General features: G+C 70.0%; 23 protein-coding genes. 10 read left to right on the top strand and 13 right to left on the bottom strand.

The window, feature by feature from the left end; all coding sequences use genetic code 11:
• Positions 1-27 precede the first annotated feature (27 nt).
• Positions 28-1,059, top strand: a complete 1,032-nt coding sequence (locus C7389_RS15625) for a helix-turn-helix transcriptional regulator (RefSeq protein WP_133593128.1) — start codon at positions 28-30, stop codon at positions 1,057-1,059.
• Between the two features lie 167 nt (positions 1,060-1,226).
• On the opposite strand, the gene C7389_RS15620 is transcribed toward C7389_RS15625, so the two are convergent.
• From C7389_RS15620 to C7389_RS15565, 12 genes are all read right to left on the bottom strand, one after another.
• A complete protein-coding gene (locus C7389_RS15620; RefSeq protein WP_246034789.1) occupies positions 1,227-2,645 on the bottom strand; it encodes an efflux transporter outer membrane subunit in 1,419 nt (472 codons plus the stop codon).
• Positions 2,646-2,679: 34 nt separating this feature from the next.
• Complete coding sequence (locus C7389_RS15615; RefSeq protein WP_133593124.1) at positions 2,680-5,760, bottom strand: efflux RND transporter permease subunit; 3,081 nt, start codon at positions 5,758-5,760, stop codon at positions 2,680-2,682.
• Positions 5,757-8,909, bottom strand: a complete 3,153-nt coding sequence (locus C7389_RS15610) for an efflux RND transporter permease subunit (RefSeq protein ID WP_133593122.1) — start codon at positions 8,907-8,909, stop codon at positions 5,757-5,759. The genes C7389_RS15615 and C7389_RS15610 overlap by 4 nt, the downstream gene beginning before the upstream one ends.
• A 4-nt stretch (positions 8,910-8,913) precedes the next feature.
• Positions 8,914-10,125, bottom strand: coding sequence for an MdtA/MuxA family multidrug efflux RND transporter periplasmic adaptor subunit (locus tag C7389_RS15605; RefSeq protein ID WP_133593120.1), 1,212 nt, complete (start codon positions 10,123-10,125; stop codon positions 8,914-8,916).
• A 161-nt stretch (positions 10,126-10,286) separates the two neighbouring features.
• The gene (locus C7389_RS15600) at positions 10,287-10,784 is read right to left on the bottom strand and encodes a Fur family transcriptional regulator (protein ID WP_133593118.1); all 498 of its coding nucleotides are present in this window, start codon (positions 10,782-10,784) and stop codon (positions 10,287-10,289) included.
• Entirely contained in the window at positions 10,781-11,137 is a 357-nt protein-coding gene (locus C7389_RS15595; protein WP_211168289.1) for a DUF3325 domain-containing protein, read from the bottom strand. Before C7389_RS15595 ends, C7389_RS15600 begins: the two co-directional genes overlap by 4 nt.
• A complete protein-coding gene (locus C7389_RS15590) occupies positions 11,134-12,774 on the bottom strand; it encodes a PepSY-associated TM helix domain-containing protein (protein WP_133593116.1) in 1,641 nt (546 codons plus the stop codon). The genes C7389_RS15595 and C7389_RS15590 overlap by 4 nt, the downstream gene beginning before the upstream one ends.
• On the bottom strand, positions 12,771-13,079 hold the full coding sequence (locus C7389_RS15585; RefSeq protein WP_133593114.1) for a DUF3649 domain-containing protein: 309 nt from the start codon (positions 13,077-13,079) through the stop codon (positions 12,771-12,773). The genes C7389_RS15590 and C7389_RS15585 overlap by 4 nt, the downstream gene beginning before the upstream one ends.
• A 234-nt stretch (positions 13,080-13,313) precedes the next feature.
• A complete protein-coding gene (locus C7389_RS15580) occupies positions 13,314-15,824 on the bottom strand; it encodes a TonB-dependent siderophore receptor (RefSeq protein WP_133593112.1) in 2,511 nt (836 codons plus the stop codon).
• A gap of 237 nt (positions 15,825-16,061) precedes the next feature.
• Positions 16,062-17,093: a FecR domain-containing protein gene (locus tag C7389_RS15575; protein ID WP_133593110.1), complete on the bottom strand. Its 1,032-nt coding sequence runs from the start codon at positions 17,091-17,093 to the stop codon at positions 16,062-16,064.
• A complete protein-coding gene (locus C7389_RS15570) occupies positions 17,044-17,535 on the bottom strand; it encodes a sigma-70 family RNA polymerase sigma factor (protein ID WP_133593108.1) in 492 nt (163 codons plus the stop codon). The genes C7389_RS15575 and C7389_RS15570 overlap by 50 nt, the downstream gene beginning before the upstream one ends.
• Positions 17,536-17,718: 183 nt before the next feature.
• Entirely contained in the window at positions 17,719-18,354 is a 636-nt protein-coding gene (locus tag C7389_RS15565; protein ID WP_133593106.1) for a hypothetical protein, read from the bottom strand.
• A gap of 386 nt (positions 18,355-18,740) precedes the next feature.
• On the opposite strand from C7389_RS15565, the gene C7389_RS15560 reads away from it, so the two are divergent.
• The 8 genes from C7389_RS15560 to C7389_RS15525 all read left to right on the top strand — a co-directional run bounded on the left by C7389_RS15560 (position 18,741) and on the right by C7389_RS15525 (position 25,092).
• The gene (locus tag C7389_RS15560) at positions 18,741-20,765 is read left to right on the top strand and encodes a TonB-dependent receptor (RefSeq protein ID WP_133593104.1); all 2,025 of its coding nucleotides are present in this window, start codon (positions 18,741-18,743) and stop codon (positions 20,763-20,765) included.
• A 2-nt stretch (positions 20,766-20,767) separates the two neighbouring features.
• Complete coding sequence (locus tag C7389_RS15555; RefSeq protein WP_133593102.1) at positions 20,768-21,532, top strand: DUF4198 domain-containing protein; 765 nt, start codon at positions 20,768-20,770, stop codon at positions 21,530-21,532.
• An 8-nt stretch (positions 21,533-21,540) separates the two neighbouring features.
• Positions 21,541-22,035: a peptidase associated/transthyretin-like domain-containing protein gene (locus tag C7389_RS15550; protein ID WP_133593100.1), complete on the top strand. Its 495-nt coding sequence runs from the start codon at positions 21,541-21,543 to the stop codon at positions 22,033-22,035.
• A gap of 1 nt (position 22,036) precedes the next feature.
• A complete protein-coding gene (gene cbiM, locus C7389_RS15545; protein WP_133593098.1) occupies positions 22,037-22,666 on the top strand; it encodes a cobalt transporter CbiM in 630 nt (209 codons plus the stop codon).
• Complete coding sequence (locus tag C7389_RS15540; RefSeq protein ID WP_133593096.1) at positions 22,663-23,394, top strand: energy-coupling factor transporter transmembrane component T family protein; 732 nt, start codon at positions 22,663-22,665, stop codon at positions 23,392-23,394. The genes cbiM and C7389_RS15540 overlap by 4 nt, the downstream gene beginning before the upstream one ends.
• On the top strand, positions 23,391-24,041 hold the full coding sequence (locus tag C7389_RS15535; protein ID WP_133593094.1) for an energy-coupling factor ABC transporter ATP-binding protein: 651 nt from the start codon (positions 23,391-23,393) through the stop codon (positions 24,039-24,041). Before C7389_RS15540 ends, C7389_RS15535 begins: the two co-directional genes overlap by 4 nt.
• A 59-nt stretch (positions 24,042-24,100) precedes the next feature.
• Entirely contained in the window at positions 24,101-24,595 is a 495-nt protein-coding gene (gene nikR / locus C7389_RS15530; protein ID WP_133593092.1) for a nickel-responsive transcriptional regulator NikR, read from the top strand.
• Between the two features lie 194 nt (positions 24,596-24,789).
• Entirely contained in the window at positions 24,790-25,092 is a 303-nt protein-coding gene (locus C7389_RS15525; RefSeq protein ID WP_133593090.1) for a hypothetical protein, read from the top strand.
• Positions 25,093-25,118: 26 nt separating this feature from the next.
• Here C7389_RS15525 and C7389_RS15520 read toward each other — a convergent pair whose 3' ends face one another.
• A complete protein-coding gene (locus C7389_RS15520; RefSeq protein WP_133593088.1) occupies positions 25,119-25,982 on the bottom strand; it encodes a DNA ligase in 864 nt (287 codons plus the stop codon).
• Between the two features lie 189 nt (positions 25,983-26,171).
• On the opposite strand from C7389_RS15520, the gene C7389_RS15515 reads away from it, so the two are divergent.
• Positions 26,172-26,477: an EF-hand domain-containing protein gene (locus tag C7389_RS15515; protein WP_133593086.1), complete on the top strand. Its 306-nt coding sequence runs from the start codon at positions 26,172-26,174 to the stop codon at positions 26,475-26,477.
• The last annotated feature ends 265 nt before the right edge of the window (positions 26,478-26,742 follow it).

Below are 26,742 nucleotides of genomic sequence, written 5' to 3'. Positions count from 1 at the left end.
CGGGCGATCTCTGCGGGAGAAAGGGAAATGTCTGCGGGAAAAGCGAGCGGGAAACTTTTCCTCGCCGAGGAACGTCGGGTCACGCCAAGCGATCTGGTCCGCTCCGCCAGGCTGCTGGGTGGCGGCTATACCTTCGAGGATGTGGCGCCCGATCCCGACCAGCCGGTGCTGCAAGGCCGCTTCGACACCCTGCAGCTGCGCCCCGGGCTGATCCTGCATGCCGCCGCCGGCCACGATCTGCACGACATGCGCACCCGCAACACGCTGAACCCGGCGATCAAGATCGTGGTGGTGGTCGGCGGCGCCACCGACCTCTCCTTCGGTCCGCACCGCTTCCTGCTCGGGCCGCGCAGCCCGGATCCGGGCGCCCGCTCACGCGGCGCGCTGGTGAACCTCGCCGAGCAGGGGGAATTCAGCCGCCGCTGGCAGCGTGGCCGGGACGAACGCAAGGTCAGCCTGACGCTGATGCCCGAATGGCTGGAGAGCGGCGGCGGCTTCGATGAGTGCGCCGCCCATGCGACCCTGCGGGCCTTCACCCGGCAGCATCTTGCCAGCCAGCAATGGACGGTGTCGGCGCGCGCGCGTGCGCTGGCCTGCGCCATCCTGGAGCCGGCACCCTATTTGCCGGGGCTGCAGCGCCTGCGGCTGGAGGCGCAGTGCATAGAGCTCGCGGTCGAGGCGCTGGGCGCGGTCAGCGCCCATGGGACCACGCCCGCCGGCGGGATCTTCACCAGTGGCGAACGCCGCCGCCTCGCCCTGCTGGAGGCGCTGTTGATGGAAGGCGACAGCGAAGAACTGAACATGAGCGAGATCGCCCGCCAGGTCGGCAGCAATCCCACCACGCTGCAAGCGCTGGCCAAGCGCGCCTGGGGCTGCACGGTATTCGAGCGGCTGAGGGAGTTGCGGCTGGAAAAGGCTTACCGGGAATTGCGCCGGGGCGCCAGCGTAGCGGTCGCGGCGGAAATCGCCGGCTACAACTCGGCCAACAACTTCGCCACCGCCTTCAAGCGCTGCTTCGGCTGCAGCCCCCGGCAGGCGAGGCAGACGGCGCTGGGCTGAGCAGGCCTGCGCGCAAGACCGGCGCCTCCCCGCTCCCGATGGAGGCGCTTCTGCCCGAGCCCGGCCGCCAGCGCCCCGTGCGGGAGATCATCCTGCGCATCCAGCCCAAGGCCGGGCGGACAGCAGCCCCGCCCTGCCCCTGCCGGCGGCCCTTCAGCAGCGCCCCTTCACTCCAGCGCCGGCGCCCAGCCGCCGCCCAGGGAAGCCACCAGTTGCACGCTGGCCTCCAGCCGGTCCCGGGTGACGTCCAGCGCGGCGCGGCGGGCGCTCAGGGTAGTGTTCTGCGCTACCGCCACTTCGAGGAAGGAGACCAGGCCGGAACGGTAGCGGTTGGTCACCAGGCGCTCGTTCTCCTGCGCCAGCGCCACCACCTTGCCCTGCTGGGCCGCCAGCGCTTCCAGCGCACGCAGACGGGCCAGCGCGTCCTCGGTCTCCTGCAATGCGGCCAGCACCGCTTCGCGCCAGGCGGCGGCGCTTTCCTCGTGCGCCGCCACCGCCTGCTCCACTGCGGCGGAACGGGCGCCGCCATCGAACAAGGTGGCGGCCAGCGTGGGGCCCAGCGCCCAGACGCGGCTGGGCGCATCCAGCAGGCGGCCCAGGCTGCCGGACTGATAACCGCCGCTGAGGCTGAGCGTGAGTTCGGGGAACCAGGCTGCTTCGGCCACGCCGATGCGGGCGTTGGCCGCCGCCACCCGGCGTTCGGCGACGACCAGGTCCGGCCGGCGGGTGAGCAGGCTGGCGGGCATGGCCGGCGGTACTGCCGGCAGCTGCGGCAGGCTGCCATCCGCCCCCAGGTCCAGGGCAGACGGTGGACGGCCGGCGAGCACAGCGACCGCGTTCTCCACCGTGGCACGCTGGCCGGCCAGGTCCAGCAGCTCGGCGCGCACGCTCTCCAGCTGCGTCTCTGCCTGCACCACGTCGGCCCGCGCGGCGAAGCCGGCGTCGTACTGGTTGCGCGTCAGCTCCAGCGAGCGCAGGTAGGCCTGCTCGGTCTGCGCCAGCAGCTCGCGCTGGAGGTCGAAGATGCGCAGGCGGATGTAGTTCTGCGCCAGCGTCGCCTGCAGCGACAGGCGCAGCGCGGCGAGGTCGGCGGCAGAGGCCTGCAGCTCGGCGCGGCCGGCTTCGGCCTCGCGTCGCAGCCGGCCCCAAAGGTCCGGCGTCCAGCTCGCACTCAGATCCAGCGTCAGCGCATTGGCGATGCTCGCATCGCTGCCGGCACCACTGCTGCTGCGGCGGGCACCCGCACTCGCGCCCACGGTGGGCGAGAAGCCGGCGCGGGTGGCGCGCAAGGCTGCCTGGGCCTGGCGATAGCGGGCCTCCGCCTGGGCAACCCCGGGGCTGGCCGCCGCCAGTTCGCGCAGCAGCGCGTCCAGCGTCGGATCGGCAAAGGGCTGCCACCAGGGTGCGTTCTCGTCGGCTGCCGCCGGCTCCTCCCGCGGCTGCACCGTCTGCCAGCCGGCTTCGTGCTTGAAGCTGCCCGGCAGGGTGGCGAGTTCGGGCTGGCGGTAATCCGGGCCGACCGCGCAAGCGGAAAGGCCGCAGGCCGCCAACACGGCGAGCAGGGGGTGGGAGAAATTCGAGGGCATGCGGGACATCGCGGAGGACGGGAAGAGGGAGAAATCAGGCGCCGGCCTCGGCGCGGCGGCGGACGAAGCGCAGCCGCAGGCGGTCCAGCACCAGGTAGACGGCCGGCGTGGTGTAGAGCGTGAGCAACTGGCTGACCGCCAGCCCGCCGACGATGGCAATGCCTAGCGGACGGCGCAGCTCCGAGCCCTCGCCCATGCCCAGCACCAGCGGCAGCGCGCCCAGCAGGGCGGCCAGGTTGGTCATCAGGATGGGCCGCAGCCGCAGCAGCGCGGCGCGCTGTATGGCCTCGCGCGGGCTGAGGCCGAGGCGGCGCTCGCCCTCCAGGGCAAAGTCGATCATCAGGATGGCGTTCTTCATCACCATGCCGATCAGCAGGAACAGGCCCAGCAGCGCGATCAGGCTGAACTCGGTGCCGGAGGCCATCAGCGCCAGCAGCGCGCCGATGCCGGCCGAAGGCAGGGTGGACAGGATGGTGAGCGGATGCAGCGTGCTCTCGTACAGGATGCCGAGCACGAAATACACCGTGACCAGGATGCCGAGGATGAGCCAGGGCTGGGCGCTCAGCGTGGCCTGCAGGTTGCCCGTCTGGCCGCCGTGGCGCAGATGCACCGCGGTGGGCGGCATCAGCCGGGTGAAGGCGTCGTTGATCGCCTGGGTCGCCTGCTCGGCCGACACCCCGGGCGCCAGCGAGTACTCGATGCCGAAGGCGGCGAACTGTTCCTGGTGGTAGACGCGATCGCCCGCCAGGCTGTTGCGGTAGCTGGCCACCGCCGACAGCGGGATGCGGCTGCCGTCGGCGGTGATGATCTGGATCTCGTCCAGCACGCTGACGTTCTGGGTGTAACGCGGGTCCAGTTCCATCACCACCCGGTACTGGTTCAGGCGGTCGTACAAGGTGGCCACCTGGCGCTGGGAGAAAGAGTTGTTGAGCACGCTGCTGATGGTCTGCAGATCCACGCCCAAGCGCCGCGCCGCCTCGCGGTCGATGTCTATGGTGACCTGCTGGGTGGCCTCGTCGCCGAAGCTGTCCACGTCCACCAGTTCCGGCAGCGCGCGCATGGCCTCCGCCAGACGCAGCGCCCATTGCTTGAGCGGCCCGGTATCCGCCGCCAGCAGCAGCACCTCGCGCTCGCTGGAGTTCAACGCCGAACCCAGCTGGATGTCCTGATCCACGCTGAGGAAGAGCATGCCCCCCGGCACAGGCGGCACGCTTGCCCGCAGGCGGTCTATGACCTGGCGCGCACTCATGCCGTCGCGCTCGGCACGCGGCTTCAGCCGCACCATCATCCAGACGTTGGCCGCACCGTTGTTGCCGGCGGTGCCGACCACGTCCGCCACTGCCGGATCGGCCAGCAGGTGGCGACGGAAGATGTCCGCCTTGGGCTGCATCACCTGGAAGGAGAAGCCGTCGTCGCCGCGGGCGAAGCCGCGCAGCTGGCCGGTGTCCTGCTCCGGCAGCATGCCCTTGGGGATGGCGATGTAGAGGTGGACGGTGAAGGCGATGACGCCCACCAGCAGCACCAGCAGCAGCGCGCAGTGGCGCAGCGCCCACGCCAGGCTCAGCGCGTAGCCGTGGTGCATGCGGTCGAACAGGCGGGCGCTGAAGGCGGCCAGCCGGCCCGGCGGCCGCGCCTCGCGTGCCCGCAGCAGGTGGGCGCACAGGCTGGGCGTGAGCGTCACCGACACCGCCAGCGACACCAGGATGGCCGCCGCCAGGGTGATGGTGAATTCGCGGAACAGGCGCTCGACGATGCCGCCCATGAACAGGGTGGACAGGAAAACCACCACCAGCGACACGTTCATCGCCAGCAGGGTGAAGCCGACCTCGCTCGCCCCCTTCAGCGTCGCGCGGTAGGGCCGCATGCCGTTGGCGATGTGGCGCTCTATGTTCTCCAGCACCACGATGGCGTCGTCCACCACCAGGCCGGCGGCGACGATGAGCGCCATCAGCGACAGGTTGTTGAGCGAGAAGCCCTGGAAGTACATGACGATGAAGGCGCCGATCAGCGACACCGGCACCGCCAGGCTGGGAATCAGCGCCGAGCGCAGATCGCCGAGGAAGACCCACACCACGCCTATCACCAGCACCACCGCGATCAGCAGCGTCAGCCTGGCCTCGTCCAGCGTGGCGCGTATGCCGGGCGTGCGGTCCACCACCACGGCGAGGCCGGTGTCCTCCGGCAGCAGCGCCTTCAGCGTCGGCAACTGGGCGTGGATGGCATCCACCGTGGCCACGATGTTGGCGTTGGGCTGGCGGAACACCTGCAGCAGCACCGCCGGGCTGTCGTTGTGGAAACCACTGTTGTAGCGGTTTTCCACGCTGTCGCTCACCGCCGCCACATCCTGCAGCCGCACCGCGGCGCCGTCGCGGTAGCGCACGATGAGGCCGCGGTAGTCGGCGGCGTCGCGCAGCGTGCGGCCGCTCTGCAGCCGCCATTGCCTGTCGCCCTCCTCCACCACGCCCAGCGGCAGCAGCGCGTTCGCGTCGCTGATGGCGCTGCGCACCTCGTCCAGCGCCAGGCCGTGGTGGGCCAGCGCGCCGGGGTTGAGCTGCACCCGCACCGCCGGCAGCGCGCTGCCGCCGACGCTGACCTCGCCCACGCCTTCGATCTGGGCGATCTTCTGCGCCAGGATGGTGGACGCCAGGTCGTACAACCGGCCCGGCGCCAGGTTGGGCGAGGACAGCGCCAGCACCATGATGGGTGCCTGGGAGGAATTCACCTTGCGGTAGCTGGGGTTGCCCGGCATGCCGGAGGGCAGCTGGCCGCGCGAGGCGTTGATCGCCGCCTGCACATCGCGCGCCGCCTCGTCGATGTCGCGGTCGAGGTCGAAGCGCAGGCGCACGGTGGTCGCCCCCTGCGAACTGGACGAGGTGATCCCGGTGACGCCGGCGATGCTGCCCAGCGCCCGTTCCAGCGGCGTCGCCACGGTCGCCGCCATGCTCTCCGGGCTGGCACCGGGCAGCGAGGCGGTCACCTGGATGGAGGGAAACTCCACCTGCGGCAGCGGCGCCACCGGCAGCATGCGGTAGGCCAGCAGGCCGGCCAGCATCAAGGCCAGCGCGAGCAGGCAGCTGGCGATCGGCCTGCGGATGAACAGACGCGCCAGATTCATGCCGGCCCGGTGCCCACGGCCGGCGCCGCCGCCTGCCGGCGGCGCACCAGGCGGTCGAAGAACAGATAGACCACCGGCGTGGTGAACAGCGTCAGCACCTGGCTCAGCAGCAGGCCGCCGACCATGACGATGCCCAGCGGCTGGCGCAGCTCGGCGCCGGAGCCGCCGGCCAGCATCAACGGCAGCGCGCCTACCAGAGCAGCCAGCGTGGTCATCAGGATGGGGCGGAAGCGCAGCAGCGCGGCGCGGTGTATCGCCTCGCGCGGGCTCAGGCCCATGCGGCGCTGCGCATCCAGGGCGAAGTCCACCATCATGATGCCGTTCTTCTTCACCAGGCCGATCAGCAGCACGATGCCGATCACCGCCACCAGGTCCAGCGGCCGGCCGGACAGGTGCAGCGCCAGCAGCGCGCCCACGGTGGCCGAGGGCAGCGTGGACAGGATGGTGACCGGGTGGATCACGCTCTCGTAGAGCACGCCCAGCACGATGTACATCACCACCACCGCCGCCAGGATCAGCCACAGGGTGTTGGACAGCGAAGCGCGGAAGGCTTCGGCCGCGCCCTGGAAGGTCATTTCCACCGCCGGCGGCAAACCGATCTGCCGCATCGTCGCCTCTATGCCCTCCACCGCCTGGCCGAGCGAAGCGCCGGCGGCGAGGTTGAAGGACACGGTGGCGGCGGGGAACTGGCCCTGGTGCGACAGCGACAGCACCGCCGGCCGCTGGCTGATGCGCGCGACGGTGGAAAGCGGCACCGGCCCGCCGCTGCCGGTGGGCACATAGGTGCTCTCCAGCGCGGCCAGGCCGATGGCGTGGCTAGGGTCCACTTCCAGCACGATGCGGTACTGGTTGGCCTGGGTGAATAGGGTGGCGATCTGGCGCTGGCCGAAGGCGGTGTGCAGCGCGGCGATCACGTCGGCGGCACTGACGCCCAGCCGGGCGGTGGCCTCGCGGTCTATCTCCACATGCGCCTGCAGGCCACCGCGCTGCAGGTCGGAGGCGACATCCGCCAGCTCCGGCCGCTCGCCCAGCGCCGCCACCGTGCGCGCCACCCACTCGGCCAGTTCCTCCTCGTCCGGGGTGGACAGGGTGAACTGGTACTGGGTGCGGCTCACCCGGTCTTCGATGGACAGCTCCTGCACCGGCTGCAGCCAGGCGGTGATGCCCGGCACCTGGCGCAGTTCGTCGCCCAGCCGGCGCACGATGGTGCTGGCATCCGCGCTGCGGCTGCCGTGCGGCCTCAGGTTGATCAGCATGCGGCCGCTGTTCAGCGTGCTGTTGCTGCCATCCACGCCGATGAAGGACGACAGGCTGGCGACGTCCGGGTCGGCCAGCGCGATGGCGGCCAGCGCCTGCTGGCGCTCGGCCATGGCGCCGAAGGAGATGGTCTGCGGCGCTTCGGTCACCACCTGGATCACGCCGCTGTCCTGCACCGGGAAGAAGCCCTTGGGCACGGTGACGTAGAGCAGCGCGGTGAGTGCCAGCGTGGCCAGCGTCACCAGCAGCGCGGCGGTCTGGCGCGCCAGCACCCAGTCCAGCCAGCGGCCGTAGCGCTCGATGACGCCGTCGAGGAGGCCCTGGCCGTGGTGCGCCGGTTCGTCGCGCAGCATGCGGGCGCCCATCATCGGCGTCAGCGTCAGCGACACCACCAGCGAGATCAGGATGGCCACCGCCAGCGTCACCGCGAACTCGTGGAACAGGCGGCCGACGACGTCGCCCATGAACAGCAGCGGGATCAGCACCGCGATCAGCGACACGGTGAGCGACACCAGGGTGAAGCCGATTTCGGCCGCGCCCTTGAGCGCCGCCTGCATCGGCGATGCGCCCATCTCGCGGTGGCGGGCGATGTTCTCCAGCATGACGATGGCGTCGTCCACCACGAAGCCGGTGGCGATGGTGAGCGCCATCAGGCTGAGGTTGTTCACCGAGAAACCGGCGAGATACATCACGCCGAAAGTGCCCACCAGCGACAGCGGCACCGCCACGCTGGGAATCAGCGTGGCCGGCAGGTTGCGCAGGAACAGGAAGGTGACCATGACCACCAGCGCCACCGCGAACACCAGCTCCTTCTGCACGTCGCGCACCGAGGCGCGGATGGACAGCGTGCGGTCGGTGAGCACCGCCACGTCCACCGCCGCCGGCAGCGTGGCGGTGAGCTGGGGCAGCAACGCGCGCACCCGGTCGGCGACGTCGATGACGTTGGCGCCCGGCTGGCGCTGGATGTTCACCAGCACCGCCGGCACCTGCGCCGGCGTGGCGGATTCGCTGCCGCAATCGCCGCCCACGCCGGCCGGCGCGCCGCCGGCGGTGGGCTGGCAGTAGCCGGCCCAGGCGGCGAGGAAGCGGTCCTCGGCGCCATCCTCGATGCGGGCGATGTCGCCCAGGCGCAGCGGCGCGCCGTTGCTCCAGGCGACGATGAGGAGGCGGTACTCCTCCACCGAGCGGATCTGGTCGTTGGCCTCCACCATGACGTAGCGGTGCGGGCCATCCAGGCTGCCCTTGGGCTGGCTGGAGTTGGCAGCGGCGATGGCGCTGCGCACCTGCTCCAGCGTGAGCTTGTGCGCCGCCAGCGCCTGCGGGTTGACCTGCACCCGGATGGCCGGCCGCTGGCCGCCGGCCAGGCTGACCATGCCGACGCCCGGCAGCTGGGCCAGCTTCTGCGCCACCCGGGTGTCCACCAGGTCGTACACCTCGGGCAGCGGCAGCGCGGCGGAGGACACCGCCAGGGTGAGGATGGGCGCGTCCGCCGGATTCACCTTGCGGTAAATGGGCGGCGTCGGCAGGTCGTTGGGCAGCAGGCTGGAAGCGGCGTTGATCGCCGCCTGCACTTCCTGTTCGGCCACGCCAAGCTCCACGGTGAGGCCGAACTGCAGCGTGATCACCGAAGCGCCGCCAGAACTGGTGGAACTCATCTGCTTGAGGCCGGGAATCTGCCCCAGGCGCCGCTCCAGCGGCGCGGTGATGGTGCGGGCGGTCACCTCCGGCCCGGCGCCGGGATGGAAGGTGAACACCTGGATGATGGGGTAATCCACCTGCGGCAGCGCCGCCACCGGCAGCATGCGCCAGGCGAGCAGGCCGGCGACCACCAGGGCGAGCATCAGCAGCGAGGTCGCCACCGGTCGGTGGATGAAGGGGCGGGACAAGCTCATCGCGTCAGCTGCCGGCGGCCGCGGCCGGGGCGCCGTGGCCAGGCAGGCCCGGCGCCGCCGCATCGGCCTCCACCACGATCACCTGGCGGCCGTCGCGCAGCCGGTCCAGGCCTTCCAGCACCACCTGATCGCCCACCTGCAGCCCCTGCTCCACCACCACCCGGTCGCCGTCGCCGGCACCCAGCTTCAGCGGCCGGATGTGGGCCTTGCCATCACTGACCACGTACACGTAGCTGCCCTTGGAGCCGAACTGCACCGCGTCCAGCGGAATCGTCACCGCCGCGTCCACCCGGCGCACGTCCAGCCGGATATTGACGAACTGGTTAGGGAACAGCGCTTCGTCGTCGTTGGCGAACTCGGCCTTCAGCTTCACCGTGCCGGTGGCGACGTCGATCTGGTTGTCCACCGTGCGCAGCACGCCCTGCGCCAGGCTCAGGCGGTCGTCGCGGTCGCGCGCCTCCACCGTCAGCGTATGGCCGGCGCGCAGTTCCTGCCGCACCTCGCCGAGCTGATGTTCCGGGATGGTGAACACCACGCTGATCGGCCGCATCTGGGTGAGGGTGACCAGGCCCTCGGTGTCGCCGGTGGACACCAGGTTGCCGGGGTCCACCCGGCGCAGGCCGAGACGGCCGGCGATGGGCGCCTCGATGCGCGTCCATTGCAGCTGCAGGCGGGCGTCATCCACCTGCGCCTGGTCGGCCTTGACGGTGCCGCGCAGCTGGTTGACCAGCGCCTCCTGGGTATCCACCTGCTGGCGGGCGATGGAATCCTGGGCGAACAGCGTCTGGTAGCGCGCCAGCTCGCTCTCGGCGTTCTTCAGCTGGGCCCTGTTCTGCAATTGCTGGCCCTCGGCCTGGGCCAGGCGCACCCGGTACAGCGAGGGATCGATCTCGGCCAGCAGCGCGCCCTTCTTCACCATCTGGCCTTCCTCGAAGGCCACCTTCAGCAGTTCGCCATCCACCCGGCTGCGCACGGTGACGGCCGCCATCGGCGTCACCGTGCCGATGGCGCGCAGGCGCAAGGCGAGATTGCCCGCCTCCGCCGGCACCACCCGCACCGGCACCGGCGCATTCCACGGATTCGTCGCCGGCTGGCCCGCCGCGCCGCCCTGCCCGCGCATGAAGAACCACGCCAGGCCGCCAATGGCCAGGACACCGAGCCCGAGGGCGACACCACGCTTGAGGGAAGAGGACGAAGAAGATGCTGACCGGGACATGGGATTCCAAAAAACGAGAACACGCTGAAGCATGGGCCACCCGCGCGGGGCCGGCCCTTCCGCCACATCGCCCATGGGCGGCGCTTCGCGTGTTCGGCAGGGGGAAAAGAAAGGGCCGGCGGAGAGACTATGCGCCGGCCCCAGGGTTCCGGAAGACCCGGTCAGGCGGCGATCGTGGTGCGCCCCTTGGCCGCCGGCTTCGCAAAGGCCCGCGTCGCCGTCTTCTCTGCGCACTCCAGGCAGACGCCGTGCAGCGCGACGACGTACTCGGTAAGTTCGAAACCGTGGGTGCGGGCGATGCGCTTGAGCATGGCATCCACCCGCTCGTCGCGCAGCGCGATGTCGCGGCCGCAGCAGGAGCAGACGATGTGGCCCCCCGGCGTGCGGCCGGCCGGCTCGAACACCTTGCGGCCCTCTTCGAAATGGCTGCTGATGAGTTGCGCCGCATCCAGCCGCTTGAGTACCGCATACACGCTGGAGAGGGACATGCGGTCGCCGCGCAGCAGCAGCATGCGATGCACGTCTTCCGCCGACAACATGCCCTCCACCTCTTCGTCGAACAGGCTGAGGATGCGCAGGCGTGGCAGGGTGACGCGCAGGCCGACCCGGGTCAGTTCACCGCGGGCGGCGTCGTAGCAGGCATCGGATTTGGCAGTCATGTGCTCACCTTGACGATCAACATCATCAACAGGCTGGCCACGACGCTGCCAGCCCCCAGCATGGCCGCGAACCGCGGACCGTAGGGAAGCATGAAGACGAGGGCCAGCGCCCCCGCCGACAAGAAACCGAACCAGGCGATCACGCCTATGCTCAGGCCCCAGGCCCAGGCGCAAGGCACCACCGCCAGCGCCAGCAGCAGCCAGCCGGCCCAGCGGAAGCCCTGGCGCGCAGAAGCCGCCGGGGCGCGCTTGAGCACCTGGTTGTGGTGGCGGTCCATCGCCAGGCACAGCGCAGTCATGCCGGCGTAGCACAGCAGCAGCGCGGCGAACACGTTCAACATGGTCTGCATCATGCGGCCTCCGCTTCGACGTCGGCCTCCACCGCGCTGCCCGGCTTGCCAGCCCTGGCCTTGGCGGCCTGCGGCGCCTGCAGCGATTTGCGGTGCACGAAGCGCGCCGCCACGATGCACAGCAGGCCGCTGGCCATCGCCGTCAGTTCCACGCCAGCGGCCTCGCCGTCGCCGCGGGCCAGCGCGGCGGCGAAGTTATCGCCGGTGGTGAGCATGTTGATCAGCGGCAACGCCAGGCACAGGAAGGCGGTGGCGGCCAGCTGCTCCACCCAGCCGCGCATCGTCGGCCGCAGCGAGGCATGCACCAGGGTGAGGAACCACAGGGCGAAGAACAGACCGATCTCCCACGTCTCCCGCTCCGGCAGGGCCACCGGCACCAGCCGGTTGATCCAGAAGTAGCCGATGCTGGCCAGCATCAGCCCGGCGATGCCGGAGACATTGAGCGCATCGACGACGCGATAGACGCGGGCGGTGGAGGCGCCGAATTCGCCCGCCGGCTTCTTGCGCCGCTTCACCATGAACAGGATGGCGCCGGTGGCCAGCATCGCCGCGCCAGCCATGCCGCAGATGAAGTAGAGCCACTTGATGGTGTAGCCGCCGAAGGTCACGAAGTGCAGCGCGCGCATGCTCTGGAAGGTGGAGAAGGCACCGGCGCCGCGGATCTCGCCCGGCATCTCGGTGTCCAGGATCTCGCCGCTCACCGCGTCGAACTGCACCGAGCCGTTGGAGCCGCGCAGCCGGCTGGCCATCTCCGCCTCGTCACCACGCATGAAGATACGCGCCGAGGCGCTGGCATCCCCGGGGTGCGACACCGAGATGACACGGGCCTCGCGGCCAATGCGCTCCTCAGCCGCGGTCACCAGATCAGGCAGCGGCGTCACCGGGGCGGCCACGTTCTGCATCTGGCGCGGCGCCGGCCGTTCCTGGATGTCGGCGAAGAAGTGATCCAGATCGCCGTTGTAGCGCACCATCGCCGCCGCCGGCATGTAGATGGAAGCGAAAGCGACCACGCCGGTATAGACGATCATGAACTGGAAGGGCAGCGTCAGCACGGATAGGGCGTTGTGGCTGTCCAGCCAGGAGCGCTGGCCCTTGCCCGGGCGGAAGGTGAAGAAATCCACGAAGATCTTCTTGTGCACCACGATGCCGGACACCAGCGCCACCAGCATCACCATCGCCGCCACGCCCACCAGCCAGATGCCCGCATCGCCGGCATGGAACTCGAAATGCATGTGGACGAAGTGGTGGCCGCCTTCGGTCTTGCGCTCCTTGCTCGGGCCGGCGTCCTCGCCGGTCACCGGATCCAGCTCGCGATCCTGGAACTCGGCCTGCGGCGTGTCCCGCCAGAACACGCGCAGCTTGGTGTTCTCCTCGTTTGGCAGCCCCATGCTCCAGAACTCTGCCTTGGGCGCGTTCTTCTCCAGGAAGGCCTGGCCCACCTTGGCCGCCTGCAGGCGGTCGGGCGGCGGCGCGCCTTCGGACGCCGCGGTAACCGCCAGCGGATCCCGCATCCAGTGCGAGATGGCGTCGTCGAACACTCCCAGCGTGCCGGTGAAGAAGACGGCGAAGAGGATCCAGGCGAACCACAGGCTGCCCCAGGTGTGCAGCCAGGACATGGACTGGCGGAAGGTGTTCTTCATGCCGTGCTCCCCGTGGCCAGGTAGAAGCCGAGGGAGGCCAGGCCGAGCGCCACCGTGGGCAGCAGCATGCCGGCCCAGGCGCGGCCGGCGGTGGGCGCGGCGAACACCCAGATCACCGCACCGGTGTAGAGGGCGAAGCTGAGCAGCGTGGCCGTCAGCACCGCCTCCGCGGTACGGATCGGGATGATGTAGGACAGGAACACGATGCAGGCCGACGTCAACAGGTAGCCGCCGAAGACGGCCGCGCTGACGCGGGAGAAGATGGCGAGCCGCGGACGCTGCGGCGCTATGGATGCGGATTTCATTGGCAAACCTCGGCTATGGGGCAGGGACCGGACCCTGCAGGACGCTGGCGGGCGTCCCGCCTGCACTTATCTACGTCTGGCGCGTTTTGTCCGGCTCTCACTAGACATGTCGTTTGAGATCGTAAAAACGCGCTTGTTTTTACAAATTCTTACAAACCGCTGTCGCACGCATACAACGCAACCTGCCTGCCACGCCCCGATCCAGCTGGGGTGCAGCAGCAGACAGGCCGAGGATCAGAAGCGCACGTCCATCGCCAGGCGCAGACTGCGCGGCTCGCCGTAGTAAGCCGAGCTGGTGGTGGTGTAGTACTTCTCGTCGGTAGCGTTGTACAGGTTCGCGGACAGGGTCACCTGCTTGCTCAGCGGATAGCGCGCCATCAGGTCCATCACCGTGTAGCCGTCCTGGGTGACCCGCACGCTGGCCGGCCCCTGGTTGTCGCTCCAGATCCTGTTTTGCCAGCGCAGCCCGCCACCCACCGTGAGGCCCTGGCCCACCCCCGCCAGCTTGTAGCTGGTGAATAGCTTCAGGGTGTTCTGCGGAATGTTGGTGTTGAGCGCATGGCCGTCGCGGTCTTCCACCATGTTGCGGGCGAAACCGGCTGCGATCTGCCAGTCGCGCAGCGGTTCGCCGCTCACTTCCACCTCGAAGCCGCAGGTCTCGGTGCCGGATGCCGCGCGATAGGCATTGGCGCCATTCGGTGCCAGAACGCCAGGAATCTGGACGGCGTAGTTGTCCTGCTGGATCAGGTAGGCGGCGAGCGCCAGGTTCAGGCGCTTGTTGAACAGTTCCGCCTTGGTGCCGACCTCATACGCCTTGCCCAATAGAGGATCGAGGTAGGCGCCGCTGGGGTCCATGTTGTTCTGTGGCTTGAAGATGTCGGTGTAGCTGCCGTACAGCGACCAGCTGTCGTTGAGGTCGTACACCACGCCGGCGTAGGGGGTGAGCTGGCCCTTCTCGGCGCGATTGCTCTCGCTGCGGGTGCCGCTGGCATAGGTGTAGGTGGCGCGGCGGTTCTCCCAGCTGGTACTGCGCGCGCCGACGAGCAGCGCCAGCGCATCGGTGGGCCGGAAGCGGGCGGTGAAGTAAGCGCTGTTGATGCGCTCCTTGCCGTGGATGTCGCTGAGCGCCGGGTTGTATGGCGCTGCCGGGAAATTGCCGTCCCAGGTCCAGATATCGGGGATTGCGCTGCTCCAGCCGCTGAAGGACCACAGCCGATAGCCATGGGTGTTTTCTATGCTGCGGGTGGCAGTGGCGCCCACCACCAGTTCGTGTTCACGGCCGAAGAGCTGGAACGGGCCGGTGGCGTAGACATCCAGGCTGTCCTGGGTGGGCGCGCCGGCCCAACGCCCGGCCCACAGATTCATGCCGGCGCCAGTGGCGCGCACCGGGTTGCCACCGGCGGCATAGCCGAGCACCTCGTCGTAGTCGCTGATGCTGTGGCTGGCGGTGCCCTTGACCTTCCAGCCGCCGGCGAAGCCATGCTCCAGCGCGGCGAAAAAGGACTGGTAGTTGCGCCTGGAGTAGGCCCAATCCGCCGCGGCGGAATCCGAGCGCGACCAGTCGGTGCGGCTGCCATCCGAATAGAACAGCGGCCGGCCGGAGCGGGCGTGGCCGCTCATGTCGTCCTGCAGCACAGAGAAGCCGGCGGTGAGCAGCGTGGTGGGCGCGAGATCGGCCTCGATGATGCCGTACAGCAATTGCTTGCGCTGCTGCAGGCGGTCGATGTACGAACCGCTCTCCTGGTAGGCCGCCACCACCCGGCCGCGCACCGTGCCAGCCTCGTTCAGCGGGGTGGAGATGTCGGCCTCGGCGCGGTAGTGGTCCCACGACCCCGCCTCCACCTTGGCCGAGGCCTGGAACCAGGCGGTGGGCCGCTTGCGCACCAGGTTGATGGTGGCGCCAGGCGTGCCCATGCCGTTCATCAGCCCGGTGGCCCCGCGCACGATCTCGGCGCGGTCGTAAAAAGCCATGTCGGTGGTCTGGAAGAGCGTGCTGTAGTTGCTGTTGACCATGCCGACGCCGTCGATCTGGTAGTTCTCGACGACGAAGCCGCGGGAATAGATGGCGCTGCTGTCCGAACCCATGTTGCCGGACTGGTTCAGCGTCAGGCCGGGCGTCTGGCGGACGATGTCGGCCAGTTCCAGGATGCCCTGGTCGTCCATCTGCTGGCGGGTCATCACCGTCACCGACTGCGGCGTCTCGCGCAGCGAGAGGTTGAGGCGGGTCGCGGTGGCGGCCGAGTCCGTGGTGTAGGAGCCGCTGCCCTCGGTGGTGCCGGGCGCGCCGGTGGCCTGGGCGCTCACGTGCACCGTGCCCAGCACCGCGTCGCCCTGGCCCAGGTTCGTCACCGGAACACCTTGCAGCACGTAGCCGTCCGCACCGGCACGCGCTACCAGACCGGAGCCGGCCAGCAGGGCAGCCAGCCCGCCTTCCACGGTATGGCTGCCCTTGAGACCGGCGCTGCCGCGGCCACTCACCTGCTCCGGCGTGAAGGACAGGGTGACCCCCGCCTGGCGGGCAAAGCTGTTGAGCGCATCGTCCAGGCTGCCCGCCGGCACCGCGTAACTGCGGACCTCCTGGGCGACGGCGGGAGTGCTCGGCAGCAGCAAGGTGGTGGCCAGCCCCGCGACAGCGAGGCCGCGCCACAGCACGGTGAGCGACAGCGCGGCGGGAAGCTTGGGCAGGCGGCGAAGCGCCGCCTCGGGCGGCTGCGCCGCGCGGAAGCGGCGAGAGAAAGCGTGCATGTAAGGGTCCGGTCAGAAAGTCGATGGAGGTGTGCAGGTGAAGGCCTTCACCTCGCTTGCCGGACCGGCGCGAAAAACCCGACAGCGGCCACGAACTTTTTTTGCGGTATACCCCTTGAGGAGACGGCCGGACTGGACCCGCCCCGCAGAACCCACGCCATCGGAACAACGCGCCGCCGCCGCGTTTCAGCCGATTGACTGCAAGCCCCGGCTAGGCCCAGCGCGAGGCAGGCCGGTTCAGGCCACGGCCTGCACCCTCACCCACCAGGGCGAGCGATAGACCACCTTGACCGGCAGGGTGCGCGTCAGCACTGCCAGCAGCTTGTCGGTGTCGTCCAGCCGATAGACGCCGGACAGGCGCAGCGCGCCCACCGCCGGGTCGCAGCCCAGATAGCCGCGGCGATAGCGCCCCAACTCGGCGAGGAAGGCATCCAGCCGCATGCCCGGGGTGGCGATGACGCCTTCCGCCCAGCCGTCGGCAGCGATTTCCGCCCGTGGCACCAGCCGCGGCCCGGCCGCATCCACCCGGTAGCGCTCGCCGGCCCCGGCCAGCGCTGCATAGGCGCCAGCCTCGCCGCGGCGGCGGATGCCGATCTGGCCGGCGGTCACTTCCAGCACGCTGCCCTGCCCTTCCTGCCGGACGACGAAACGCCCTTGCTGGGTCTCGAACAGCGCGCCCAGGCTGGCCACCCGCAACGGACGATGCAGCGCGTCATCAGCGCATGTGAGGCAGAGCGCGCCGCGCTCCAGCACGACCAGACGCTGGGCGGCGTCGAAACGCAGATTCACCGCGCTGCGGGTGTCCAGCTGCAGGCGGCTGCCGTCGGCCAGTTGCATGTCCTGCCGCTCGCCGACCGCGGTGGCATGGTCCGCCGTCCAGGCCGACCAGGGCATCAACTCCCGCGCCGTCCAGCCGCAGGCTACCGCGCCCAGGCCCAGCGCCGCGCCCTTGAGCAGGCGCCGGCGGCGCATGTCGGTCGGCGCCTGCAGTGCAGCCACCATGGAACGGGTGCCGCCGGGGCCAGCCATGCCGCCAGCCAGCTCCTCGCCTATCGCCTGCAGGCGGCACCAGGCCAGATCGTGATGCGGATGGGCCGAGCGCCAGCGCTCGCAGGCCTGCCACAGCGGATTGCCGGCGGACGCGCCATGCAGCTTTACCCGCCAGGCGATGGCCTGGCGCACCACCGCCGCCGGCACGACGGCCTCCGAAGCCAGCGGTTCAGCACGCATGGCGTAGGGAATAACAGTGGAACAGGGCTTCGGCGACATAGCGCTCCACCGAGCGGCGGGTGACACCCAGCCGGCTGGCGATGTCGTCGTAACAGGCGCCTTCCAGCTGGGCCAGCAGGAAGGCGGTGCGCACCGGCGCCCGCAGGTCGGCCAGCATGGCGTCGATCTGCAGCAGCAGCTCCACCGCCAGCTGACGCTCCTCCGGCGACGGCGAGACCGGCTCCGGCAGCACCGCCAGCGCCTCCAGCCAGGCCCGCTCCAGGTCCTGCCGCCGCCAGTGGTCGATCAGCAAACCGCGCGCCACCGTCGTGAGATAGGCCCGCGGCTCCCGCACCGGCGCGAGTTCGCGTCGCAGCAGCACCCGCAGGAAAACGTCATGCGCCAGGTCGGCAGCCTGATGAGCGCAGCCCAGCTTGTGGCGCAGCCAGCCTTGCAACCACCCGTGGTGGTCTAGGTAGAGGGAATGGACTTCCTGCGGCATGGGCGGTCGGACAGGGCCGGAACGAGGCCAAGGGCACAATTAGATTAAGAACTATTCTCATCTTAATCCGCCCCTTGCCTGCCCAACAAGCCCTGCTCCGCAGCCATCGCGGGGTTGGGCCCGGAAGCCGCGGCTGCGCCCCCGGCGCCCTGGCGCAGCCGCTGCCGGCCGGGAAATCGAGACTCAGGGTGCAACGGTGAAGCTCAGCGTCGCCGTGTGGCGCACGTCATCGTACTTCTTGCCCTCCACCACCGCGGAGCCATTCACCTTGGCACTCAACTCCAGCACGTACAGGCCGGGGAAAGGCGTGGTCAGCGTCACCGTGCCGTCCGCCGCCGGGCGCAGCACCCGGTTCCAGCCTTCGGATGTCGTCACGTTCACCTGGGTGGCGGCCACCACCGTGCCCTTCCACATCAGGCGGAAGGTGTTGCCATTGGGCTCGATGGGCACCAGTTCCAGATCGTTCCCGGCCTTGGTCTCACTACGGCCTTCCTTCGCTTGATAGAACATCAGCGCGCCGTCCGGCGTCACCGTGTAGGCGACGAAGCGCAGGTCGCCCGCGGGCGGCGCGGTCACCGCCAGGCGATCGCCGGCGGCGACCAGCGGCAGCGCCTTGCCGTCGGCCAGGACGGCCTGAGCGCCCTGCAGCGCGCTGGTGGGGCTGCGCTTGCCATCCAGGAAGCCGAGATTCACCGTGGTCGGGCCAACCGCCGCGCGCTCCAGCCACACGTAGTCCGCCATCGCCGGCACCGAGGCCAACACTAGGCCGGCGGAGGCGCATGCGAGCGCGAAGGAACGGGGAAGGGAAAGCAACTTCATTCGGGGAATCTCCTGTAAGCGGGGCGCTGAACAGCGCCCCGGCGGTGCCGCACGAGCACGGCTTCACTTGCTATGTCGAGCGAGGGAGCCAAAACGAGCACTTTATTACGTTTACTTACACCCTGAATGTCATCAGGAAAACGGCCGCGCCTGGCCGCCAAGCTTCCTTTCCGGCCGCAAGCCGGTAAGCAGCTTGCCGATTTCTCCCTCCCCCACCCGGGCTAGCTCGTCTTACTCCCGCGGGTGGCGATCTTCTTTCCTCGCCGCTTCAATAGCTTATGCCCGGATGGAAAGACACCACCGCCCTCAGCAAAGCATTGGTATGAAGTTTGCTGAAAAAATCATACAAGCCTCGTAGAATCCCGAAACCACGCGCTCCCACGTCCATGCCCATCCCCTGCCCTACCCTTCCCCGTTCGCTGTTGTCGCTGCTGCTCGCCGGCATCGCCCTTCCGGTAGCCGCCCAGCAGGATGCAGGCGGGGCGGTGCTGCTCGGCAGCGTGGAGGTGAAGGGGCAGATGCTGGCGCAGACTGCCGCCTATTCCGAAACCCGCCAGGACGGCGAGGAAATCCGCGAGCAGCACATCAGCCGGCCACAGGAGCTGTTCCGCAACGTGCCCGGCATGAACCTCACCGGCTACGGCCTGCCCGGCGTGGCGGATGCGGTGTCGCTGCGCGGCTTCGGCGGTGGCGGCCACGGCAGCGACATCGGCTTCGTGCTGGATGGCATCCCGCTCAACGAGGCGATGTCGCACGCCGATGGCTATGCCGACCTCAACGTCGTCATTCCGCTGGAACTGGACAACATGACGGTGTTGCGCGGCCCGGTGTCCGCGCTCTACGGCAATTACAACCGCGCCGGCACCGTGACGCTGCAAACGCGCAAGGGCGGTGAATACCGCGCCGCGGACCTCAGCATCGGCAGCTACGGCACGGTGGATGCGCAAGGCGCCGCCGGCATCGCCCTGAGCGACAGTCAGCACCTGAACCTCGCCGCCCAGGTCTTCCACTCAGACGGCTTCCGCGATCAGTCCAAGTCAGACCGCGCCACGCTGGCCGGGCGCTGGTCGCTCAAGGTATCGCCGGAACTGGAAATCGCCGTCTCCGGCCGTGCCCACGAGGCCGAGGCGGACAACCCCGGCTATCTCACCCGCGCCCAGTTCAAGGACGATCCCTACGGCAAGGATCCGCGCACCAAGAACGACGGCGCCGAGAAGAGCTTCTACACGCTGCGCACCGACATCAATTACAGCCTCTCCTCCGAGGTGAAGCTGCTCACCTTCGCGTACGCCACCCAGCAGGACTTCACCCGCTGGTTCTCCCGCGGCGCGGCGGCGGCGCCCACCTGGCGCCAGCGCGAAGAGACCTACGACCGCGATGTGCTGGGCGCCGGCTTCAACCTCAACGGCCATCACCCGCTCGCCGCCGGCCCGCTCACCTGGGTGGCCGGCGTGGAGCACTACCGCGAGCGCACCGACTACCTGAAGTACGAGGACACCCAGTACCGCCGCCGCGTCGGCACCGCCGAGTACGACCGCCACTTCGAGCTCGACAACCTCGCCGCCTTCGCCGAAGCCGGCATCGTCCTGCACCCGCTGTTCCAGCCCTCCGTCGGCCTGCGCTGGGACCGCTTCACCGGCGACTGCGGCATAGCAGGCGCGGAAACCGCCACCAACGAATGCGGTGACATGAAGGCGGTGACGCACACCAGCCCCAAGATCGGCCTGCGCTCGCGGCTGTCGCCTGCGGTGGAGCTGCGCGCCAGTTGGTCCGAGGGCTTCGGCCTCGCCAGCGACATGGCGAAGTACGCCGCCGGCGTCGGCGCGGTCGATCCCAACGTCTTCCGCCAGACCGAAATCGGCGCCAACTTCAAGCTCGGCCCGGCGCTGATGGTGGACGTGGCCGCCTACCACCTGCGCTCCTCCGACGAGATCAGCGAACTCTCGCCCGGCGAGTATGTGAACGCCGGCAGCACCCGCCGCCGCGGCGTCGAACTGTCGCTGCTGTGGGCGCCGGCCACCGTGTTCGACCTCTCGCTCACCTACGGCAGCGCCCACACCCGCATCGTCGACAACCCGGACGCCAGCCTGGAAGGCAAGCGCGTCACCTCGGTACCGCGCTACACCGCCACCCTGCAGGCCAACTGGCGGCCGCTGCCCGGCTGGCGCGGCAACGCCACCCTGCGCAAGGTCGGCAACTACGCCGTCAGCGCCGACAACAGCCAGACCTACGGCGGCTACACCACGCTGGATCTCGGTCTTTCCTATACTTTCGCCGGTTCGCGCCCGACCACCGTCTACCTGGCGGTGGACAATGTCACCGACCGCGAATACGCCACCGCCGTCTCCACCATAGGCTATGCCACCGGCGCCCCGCGCAGCCTGCGCATCGGCGCCCAGTTCGACTTCTGACCATGCACGACACTGCTCCGCTTTTCCGCTCCCTCTCCGCCGGCCTCGCGCTGGCCCTGCTGTGCGCCGCCGGCCCGGCCGCCGCCCACACCATCTGGCTGCTGGCCGACCCGGCGCACAAGAACTACCGGGTGATGTACGGCGGCCACCAGGGCAAGACCGAAACCTATCCGGCGGAGAAGCTCAAGCGCGTCACCGCCTTCGACGCCAGGGGCAATGCCCTCAACGTCTCCCGCCAGGACCGCAGGGACGGCGTGCGCATCCAGGCACCGGACGCAGCGGTGCTGCTGGCCTGGTTCGACAACGGCTGGTGGAGCAAAACGGACAAGGGCCGCAGCATCAACAAGCCGATGGACGAGGTGCCCGGCGCCGTCAGCGGGGTGCACGCGGTGAAGTACCACAAGACCATCGCCCACTGGGGCAAGCCCGCCATCCAGGTCTACAACCAGCCCTTCGAACTGGTGCCGCTGGCTGCCGAGGCGCCGCGCGCCGGCGAGCCACTGCAGCTCAAGGTACTGCTCAACGGCAAGCCCACCGCCGGCATCAAGCTGGCCTTCGGCGAGGAAGGCGACGATGCGGTGAGCGACGCCGAAGGCATCGCCACGCTGACCGCGCGCAAGGGCGTGAACCGCATCTGGTCCGGCCAGCGCCTGCCGCTGGCCGATGATGCCCGCGGCACCGAGTCCAGCATCGAGTACAGCCTGGTGTTCACCGCTGCCGCCGCCAAGCCGGCTGCGGCAACTGCCAAGCCGGCCGCCCGCCACTGAGCCACGCGATGACCCAGCTCCCTTCCGCGCTGCGCCCTCTCGCCACCGCCGCTGCGCTGCTGCTCGCCACCGCCGCCCAGGCCCACGGCCTGGCGGTGGTCGCCCAGCATGAGGCTGACGCCGTCACCGGCCTGGCGCGCTACACCGACCAGACTCCGGCTGCCGGCATCTATGTCGCGGTAACGCCGGAAAACAGCGACACCCCGCTGGCCGAAGGCACCACCGGCGCGGACGGCCGCTTCCGCCTGCCGGTGCCGCCGGGCGGCCCCTACTGGGCGGTGGTGGAAGGCGAGGAAGGCCACCGCGCCGAAACGCTGGCGGTGCAGCTGCCGGCGGCGGCCGGCGGCAACGGCGAAGCCACTGCCGAGGCGCTGCGCCTGGTGCGGGAGGACATCGCCCGGCTGGAACAGCAGATCCGCCTGCGCGACATCATCGGCGGCATCGGCTACATCGTCGGCATCGCCGGCATCGCCGCCTGGTTCGCGGCGCGGCGGCGGGGCTGAGATGCATCTGGCCGAAGGCGTGCTCTCCGCCCCGGTGCTGGCCGGCGCTGCCGCGCTGGCGGCCGCCGGCGTCGCCTTCGGCCTGCGCCGGCTGGGCGAGGCGCAGCTGCCGCTGGCGGCGCTGCTGGGCGCCGCCTTCTTCGTCGCCAGCACCATCCATGTGCCAGTGGGCGTCGGCAGCGTGCACCTCATCCTCAACGGCCTGGCCGGGCTGATGCTGGGCTGGGCGGTGTTCCCGGTGTTCTTCGTCGCCCTGCTGCTGCAGGCGGCGCTGTTCTCCTTCGGCGGCTTTACCGTGCTGGGCGCCAACCTGCTGATCATGGCGCTGCCGGCGGTGGCCGCCCATTACCTGCTGCGCCGGCTGGTGCGGCCGGCGGAAGACGGCACGCCGCCACCGCGCCGGCGCCTGCTGGTGGCCGGCGCGGCCTGCGGCATCGTCGGCATCGGCGGCGCGGCGGCGCTTGCCAGCCTGGCGCTGGTACTCAGCGGCGGCCACCTGTTCACCGAGCTGATCGGCCTGCTGGTGCTGGCGCACCTGCCGGTCTTCGTGGTGGATGCGCTGATCAGCGCCGCCACCGTCGCCCTGCTGGCGCGCATGCTGCCGGCCGCCCTCGCCGCGGTGCGCGCATGAGAACAGCCCTGCCCGCCACCGCCACGCCGCCGGCACCGCGCCTGCGCCTGCGCCTGGGCACGGCGGTAGGCATCAGCGTGCTGCTATCGCAACTCACCTCGCCCGGCTTGCTGCTGGCCGCCTGCGCCGCCGGCCTGCTGCTGGCGCTGGCGGCAAGTGCGAATGGAGTCCTGCCGCTGCACAGCCTGCTGCGGCGCATCGCCAGCGTGAACCTCTTCGTCGCCATGCTGTGGCTGACGCTGCCTTGGGCGCTGCAGGGCGGCGGCCCGCAGTGGTCCGAGGCCGGCGCCCACCATGCGCTGCTCATCAGCCTGCGCACCAACGCCGTCGCCCTGGGCTGCATGGCGCTGCTCGCCGGGCTGGATGCCTTCGCCATCGCCCGCGCCGCTGCCGGCCTCGGCCTGCCGTCGCGGCTCGCCCGCCTGCTGGTGCTCACCGTGCGCTACCTCGGCGTGCTGGACGACACCCGCCGCCGCATAGACCTCGCCATGCGCGCCCGCGGCTTCCGCCCCGGCGCCAACCGCCGCACCGTCGCCGTGCTGGCGCAGCAGCTCGCCCTCATCCTGGTGCACGCCATGCTGCGCGCCGAGCGGGTAGACCTCGCCCTGCGCGCCCGCGCCTTCGCCACCGCGCCGCAGCCGGCTACCCGCGCGCCGCGGCCGTGGCGCTGGGCGGCTGGCACCGCGGCGCTGTGCCTGGGCAGCAGCCTGCTGTGGCTGCTGCGATGAACGCCGCCGGCCCGCTGATCCTCGGCCGCGGCCTACGCCTGGCGCGTGCCGGCAAGGTGGTGGTGGAAGCCTTCGATCTCGAACTCCACGCCGGTGAGCGCCTGTTCGTGCTCGGCGCCAGCGGCACCGGCAAGACCACGCTGCTGCACAGCCTGCTGGGCTTCGTGCCACTGGCCGGCGGCGAGCTTCAGCTGCTAGGCCGGACCTGCCGCAGCGAGCAGGATTTCGCCCCGCTTCGCGGCCCGCTCGGGCTGCTGTTCCAGGACGCAGGCGACCAGCTCTTCGGCCCCACGGTGGCGGAGGACGCCGCCTTCGGCCCGCTCAACCGCGGCGCCAGTGCGGCCGAGGCGCGGGAGATCGCGCTGCAGACACTGGCCCGCATCGGCATCGCCCACCTGGCCGAGCGGCCGGTGCATGCGCTGTCCGGCGGCGAGCAGCGGCTGGCGGCACTGGCCGGCGTGCTGGCGATGTCGCCCCAGGTGCTGCTGCTGGACGAGCCCACCACCGGCCTGGACGAAGCCGCCTCCGAGCGCCTGCTGGGCGTGCTGGCCGACAGCGGCCTGAGCATGATCGTCGCCTCCCACGACCCCGCCTGCGTCGGTGCCCTCGCCACCCGGCGGATCACGCTGGCGCCCGCGCCGCGCTGAGCGCTTCGCCACGCCGCCCACCGCCGCTAAGATGGCGCCTCCCCGACCCGGAGACCGCCATGGACCGCTTCACCATCTCGCTGGAAGAAGACCTCGCCGCCGCCTTCGACGCGCTGATCGCCGAGCGCGGCTACCGCAACCGCTCGGAAGCGGTGCGCGACATGCTGCGCCGCGAGCTCGAAAGCTCCCGCCAGCAGAAGGACGACGACGGCCACTGCGTTGCCAGCCTCAGCTATGTCTTCAACCACCATGAGCGGGTGCTGGCCGAGCGCCTCACCGGCCTGCAGCACGACCACCACGACCTCACCGTGTCCACCCTGCATGCCCACCTCGACCACGACAACTGCATGGAATGCACCATCCTCAAGGGGCCGGCCAGCGCGGTGCGCCGCTTCGCCGACTCGCTGATGGCGGAGAGCGGCGTGCGCCATGGCAGCCTCAACCTGATCTCGGTGGATGTGGCCGCCAACGCCCACCACCACGACCATTCCCACGGTCACGCCCACAGCCACCCGCATGGCCCCGGCCATGTGCATTACCGGCCGCGCAGCTGACGCGCCCTGCCGATCAGCGTCGGCTTTGCGACCGCGGCGGCCGCGTGCCCTGTCGCGCTCGCGACAAAACCATCGCAGAGAAGGGCGACAAGCCCAGCAACCGCGGCACTTCCACGGCGCAGGCCGGCCGGCACGGGCTTTGCCTCTGGAGGGGCAGCGCGGCAACCGACCGCGCCCCGAACGGAGCCCGACGAATGCAAGCCTGTAGCCCCACCCCCAGCGCCCCCTCCAGCGCCCCTGCCACTTCCCATGCCGACAAGCACGGCAACCCGCTCGCCGTGGGCGACGAGGTGCGGGTGCTGCACGTCACCCTGGACCCGGAGATGGAAGACGACGAGCGCGAGATGTTCGAGTTCATGAAGGGCTCCATCTGCGAGATCGAGCGCTTCGACGCCCAGGGCCGCGCCTGGGTCACCATGTGGTGGAGCTGTACCGACGGCAACGCCACCACCAGCCTGGCGCTGGAAGGCTACGAGATGGAGCGGGTGGTGCGCTGAGGGAGCCCGGGCGGCAAGCGGGCGAACTACTCCGTCAGCGGCCGCTCGCGCAGGTAGCGCGGGAAGCGCGGCAGGCCCTTCGCGGTCAGCTCGCGGTAGCGATAAGTCACCCGGCTGCCCAGCGCCGGCGGCAACCGCCGCAGTTCATCGCTCAGACCGCTGCCGATGCGGAAATGGCGGCCGCTTTCGTCCTCCACCTCCAGCGCGCCCACCATGCCCTGCAGCCGGCCCTTGCCCGGCACATGGGCGACTACCCTCGCCTCCGCATCCAGCCAGGGCGTGAGCTTGAGCAGCACCTCGCTGCGCCCGGCTACCCAGGGCGCATCCGCCCGGTGCAGCATCAGCCCCTCGCCGCCGGCGGCGACGATCTCGTCCAGTTTGCGCTGCACGGCCTTGCGATCCGCCAGCCGGAATTGGGGCACCGCCTGCAGCCAAGGCGTGCGCGCCTCCGCCACCAGTTCGCGGATACGCGCCGCCCGGGCGCTGAAGTCGCCCTCCGCGCCCGGCAGTTCGAAGATCATGTAGCGCACCTCGCGCCAGGCTTCGTCCCCCGCCAGTTGCCGGCGCACGATGCCGGACAGGGCCTCGAACCTCCCCCGCCCCAGCCACAACTCGCCATCCAGCGGCTGCCGCGGCAGCGGCGCGGTGAACCAGGCCGGCGCCAGGAGTTCCCGGCCGCTGCGGAAACGCAACCGCTCGCCATCCCACAGCGCCCGCACGCCGTCCAGCTTTTCGCTGACCAGGTAGGCCCGCGGATCAACGCCGTCGTGATAGCGCTCAGCCAGCACCGGCGCCGGCGGGCTTTCCGCCCCTGCGGCAAGCGGCATCAACAGCGCCAGCACGAGGATGGACAGACGGCGGCAAAGCGCGACGCAAGGATGCAGCGACATGGCGGACTCCGGCGGGGGATCCCGCACCATAGCGCCGGCATCGCCGCCAATCAATGCCAAAAGCATTTTTCCGGCAGTATTTCGGTACAGAGCGATACATGCCGCACGTGCAACAGACATATTCCCGGCCGCGCCCGGCGCTAGGCTTGCGCACCGCTTCCGCCCGGAAGCCCTTTCCGGAACCCCAGGATGAAGAACATCGCACGCCTGCTGCCCTTGCTGCTGATCGGCATTTGCGCCCCGGTTCTCGCCCAGTCCGGCTCCTCCGACCAAGGCCCGAAGGGCAAACGCGGCGGCAACCGCATCACCCGGCTGGACAAGAACGGCGACGGCCTCCTCTCCAAGGACGAGGTGAAGGACAACCCACGCCTGCTGGAACGCTTCAGCGCCCTGGACACCAACAAGGATGGCCGCCTGAGCCAGGAAGAGATCCGCGCCGGCACGCGCCCCCCGGAGGGCGGCGACCGCGAGCGCAGCGAACGTCCAGCGCGCTGATTCCAGCTCCCTGCAGCAAGAAGCACAAAGGCGGCCAGTGGCCGCCTTTGCTTTTTCTGCCCGCGCCTTCCATCCATTCGACTACGCGGTGGAAGGCTGCCCGGCGCTACACCCGGTAGCGCGCCACTTCGCTGCGCATTGCCTCGGCCAGGCTGTTCAGTTCATGCGCGGTGTCCGCCGTGCTGCCGGCCGCCGCGCTGTTTTCCTCGGTCATCTGCGCGATGCGTTCCACCTGCTGGGCGATGCTGGAGCTGGCTGCGCTCTG

This window comes from Azoarcus indigens (genome assembly GCF_004361735.1).
Lineage (GTDB): Bacteria > Pseudomonadota > Gammaproteobacteria > Burkholderiales > Rhodocyclaceae > Azoarcus > Azoarcus indigens.
The sequence above is the reverse complement of the archived record's forward strand: the minus strand, read 5'-3'. Positions and strand labels throughout refer to the sequence as shown.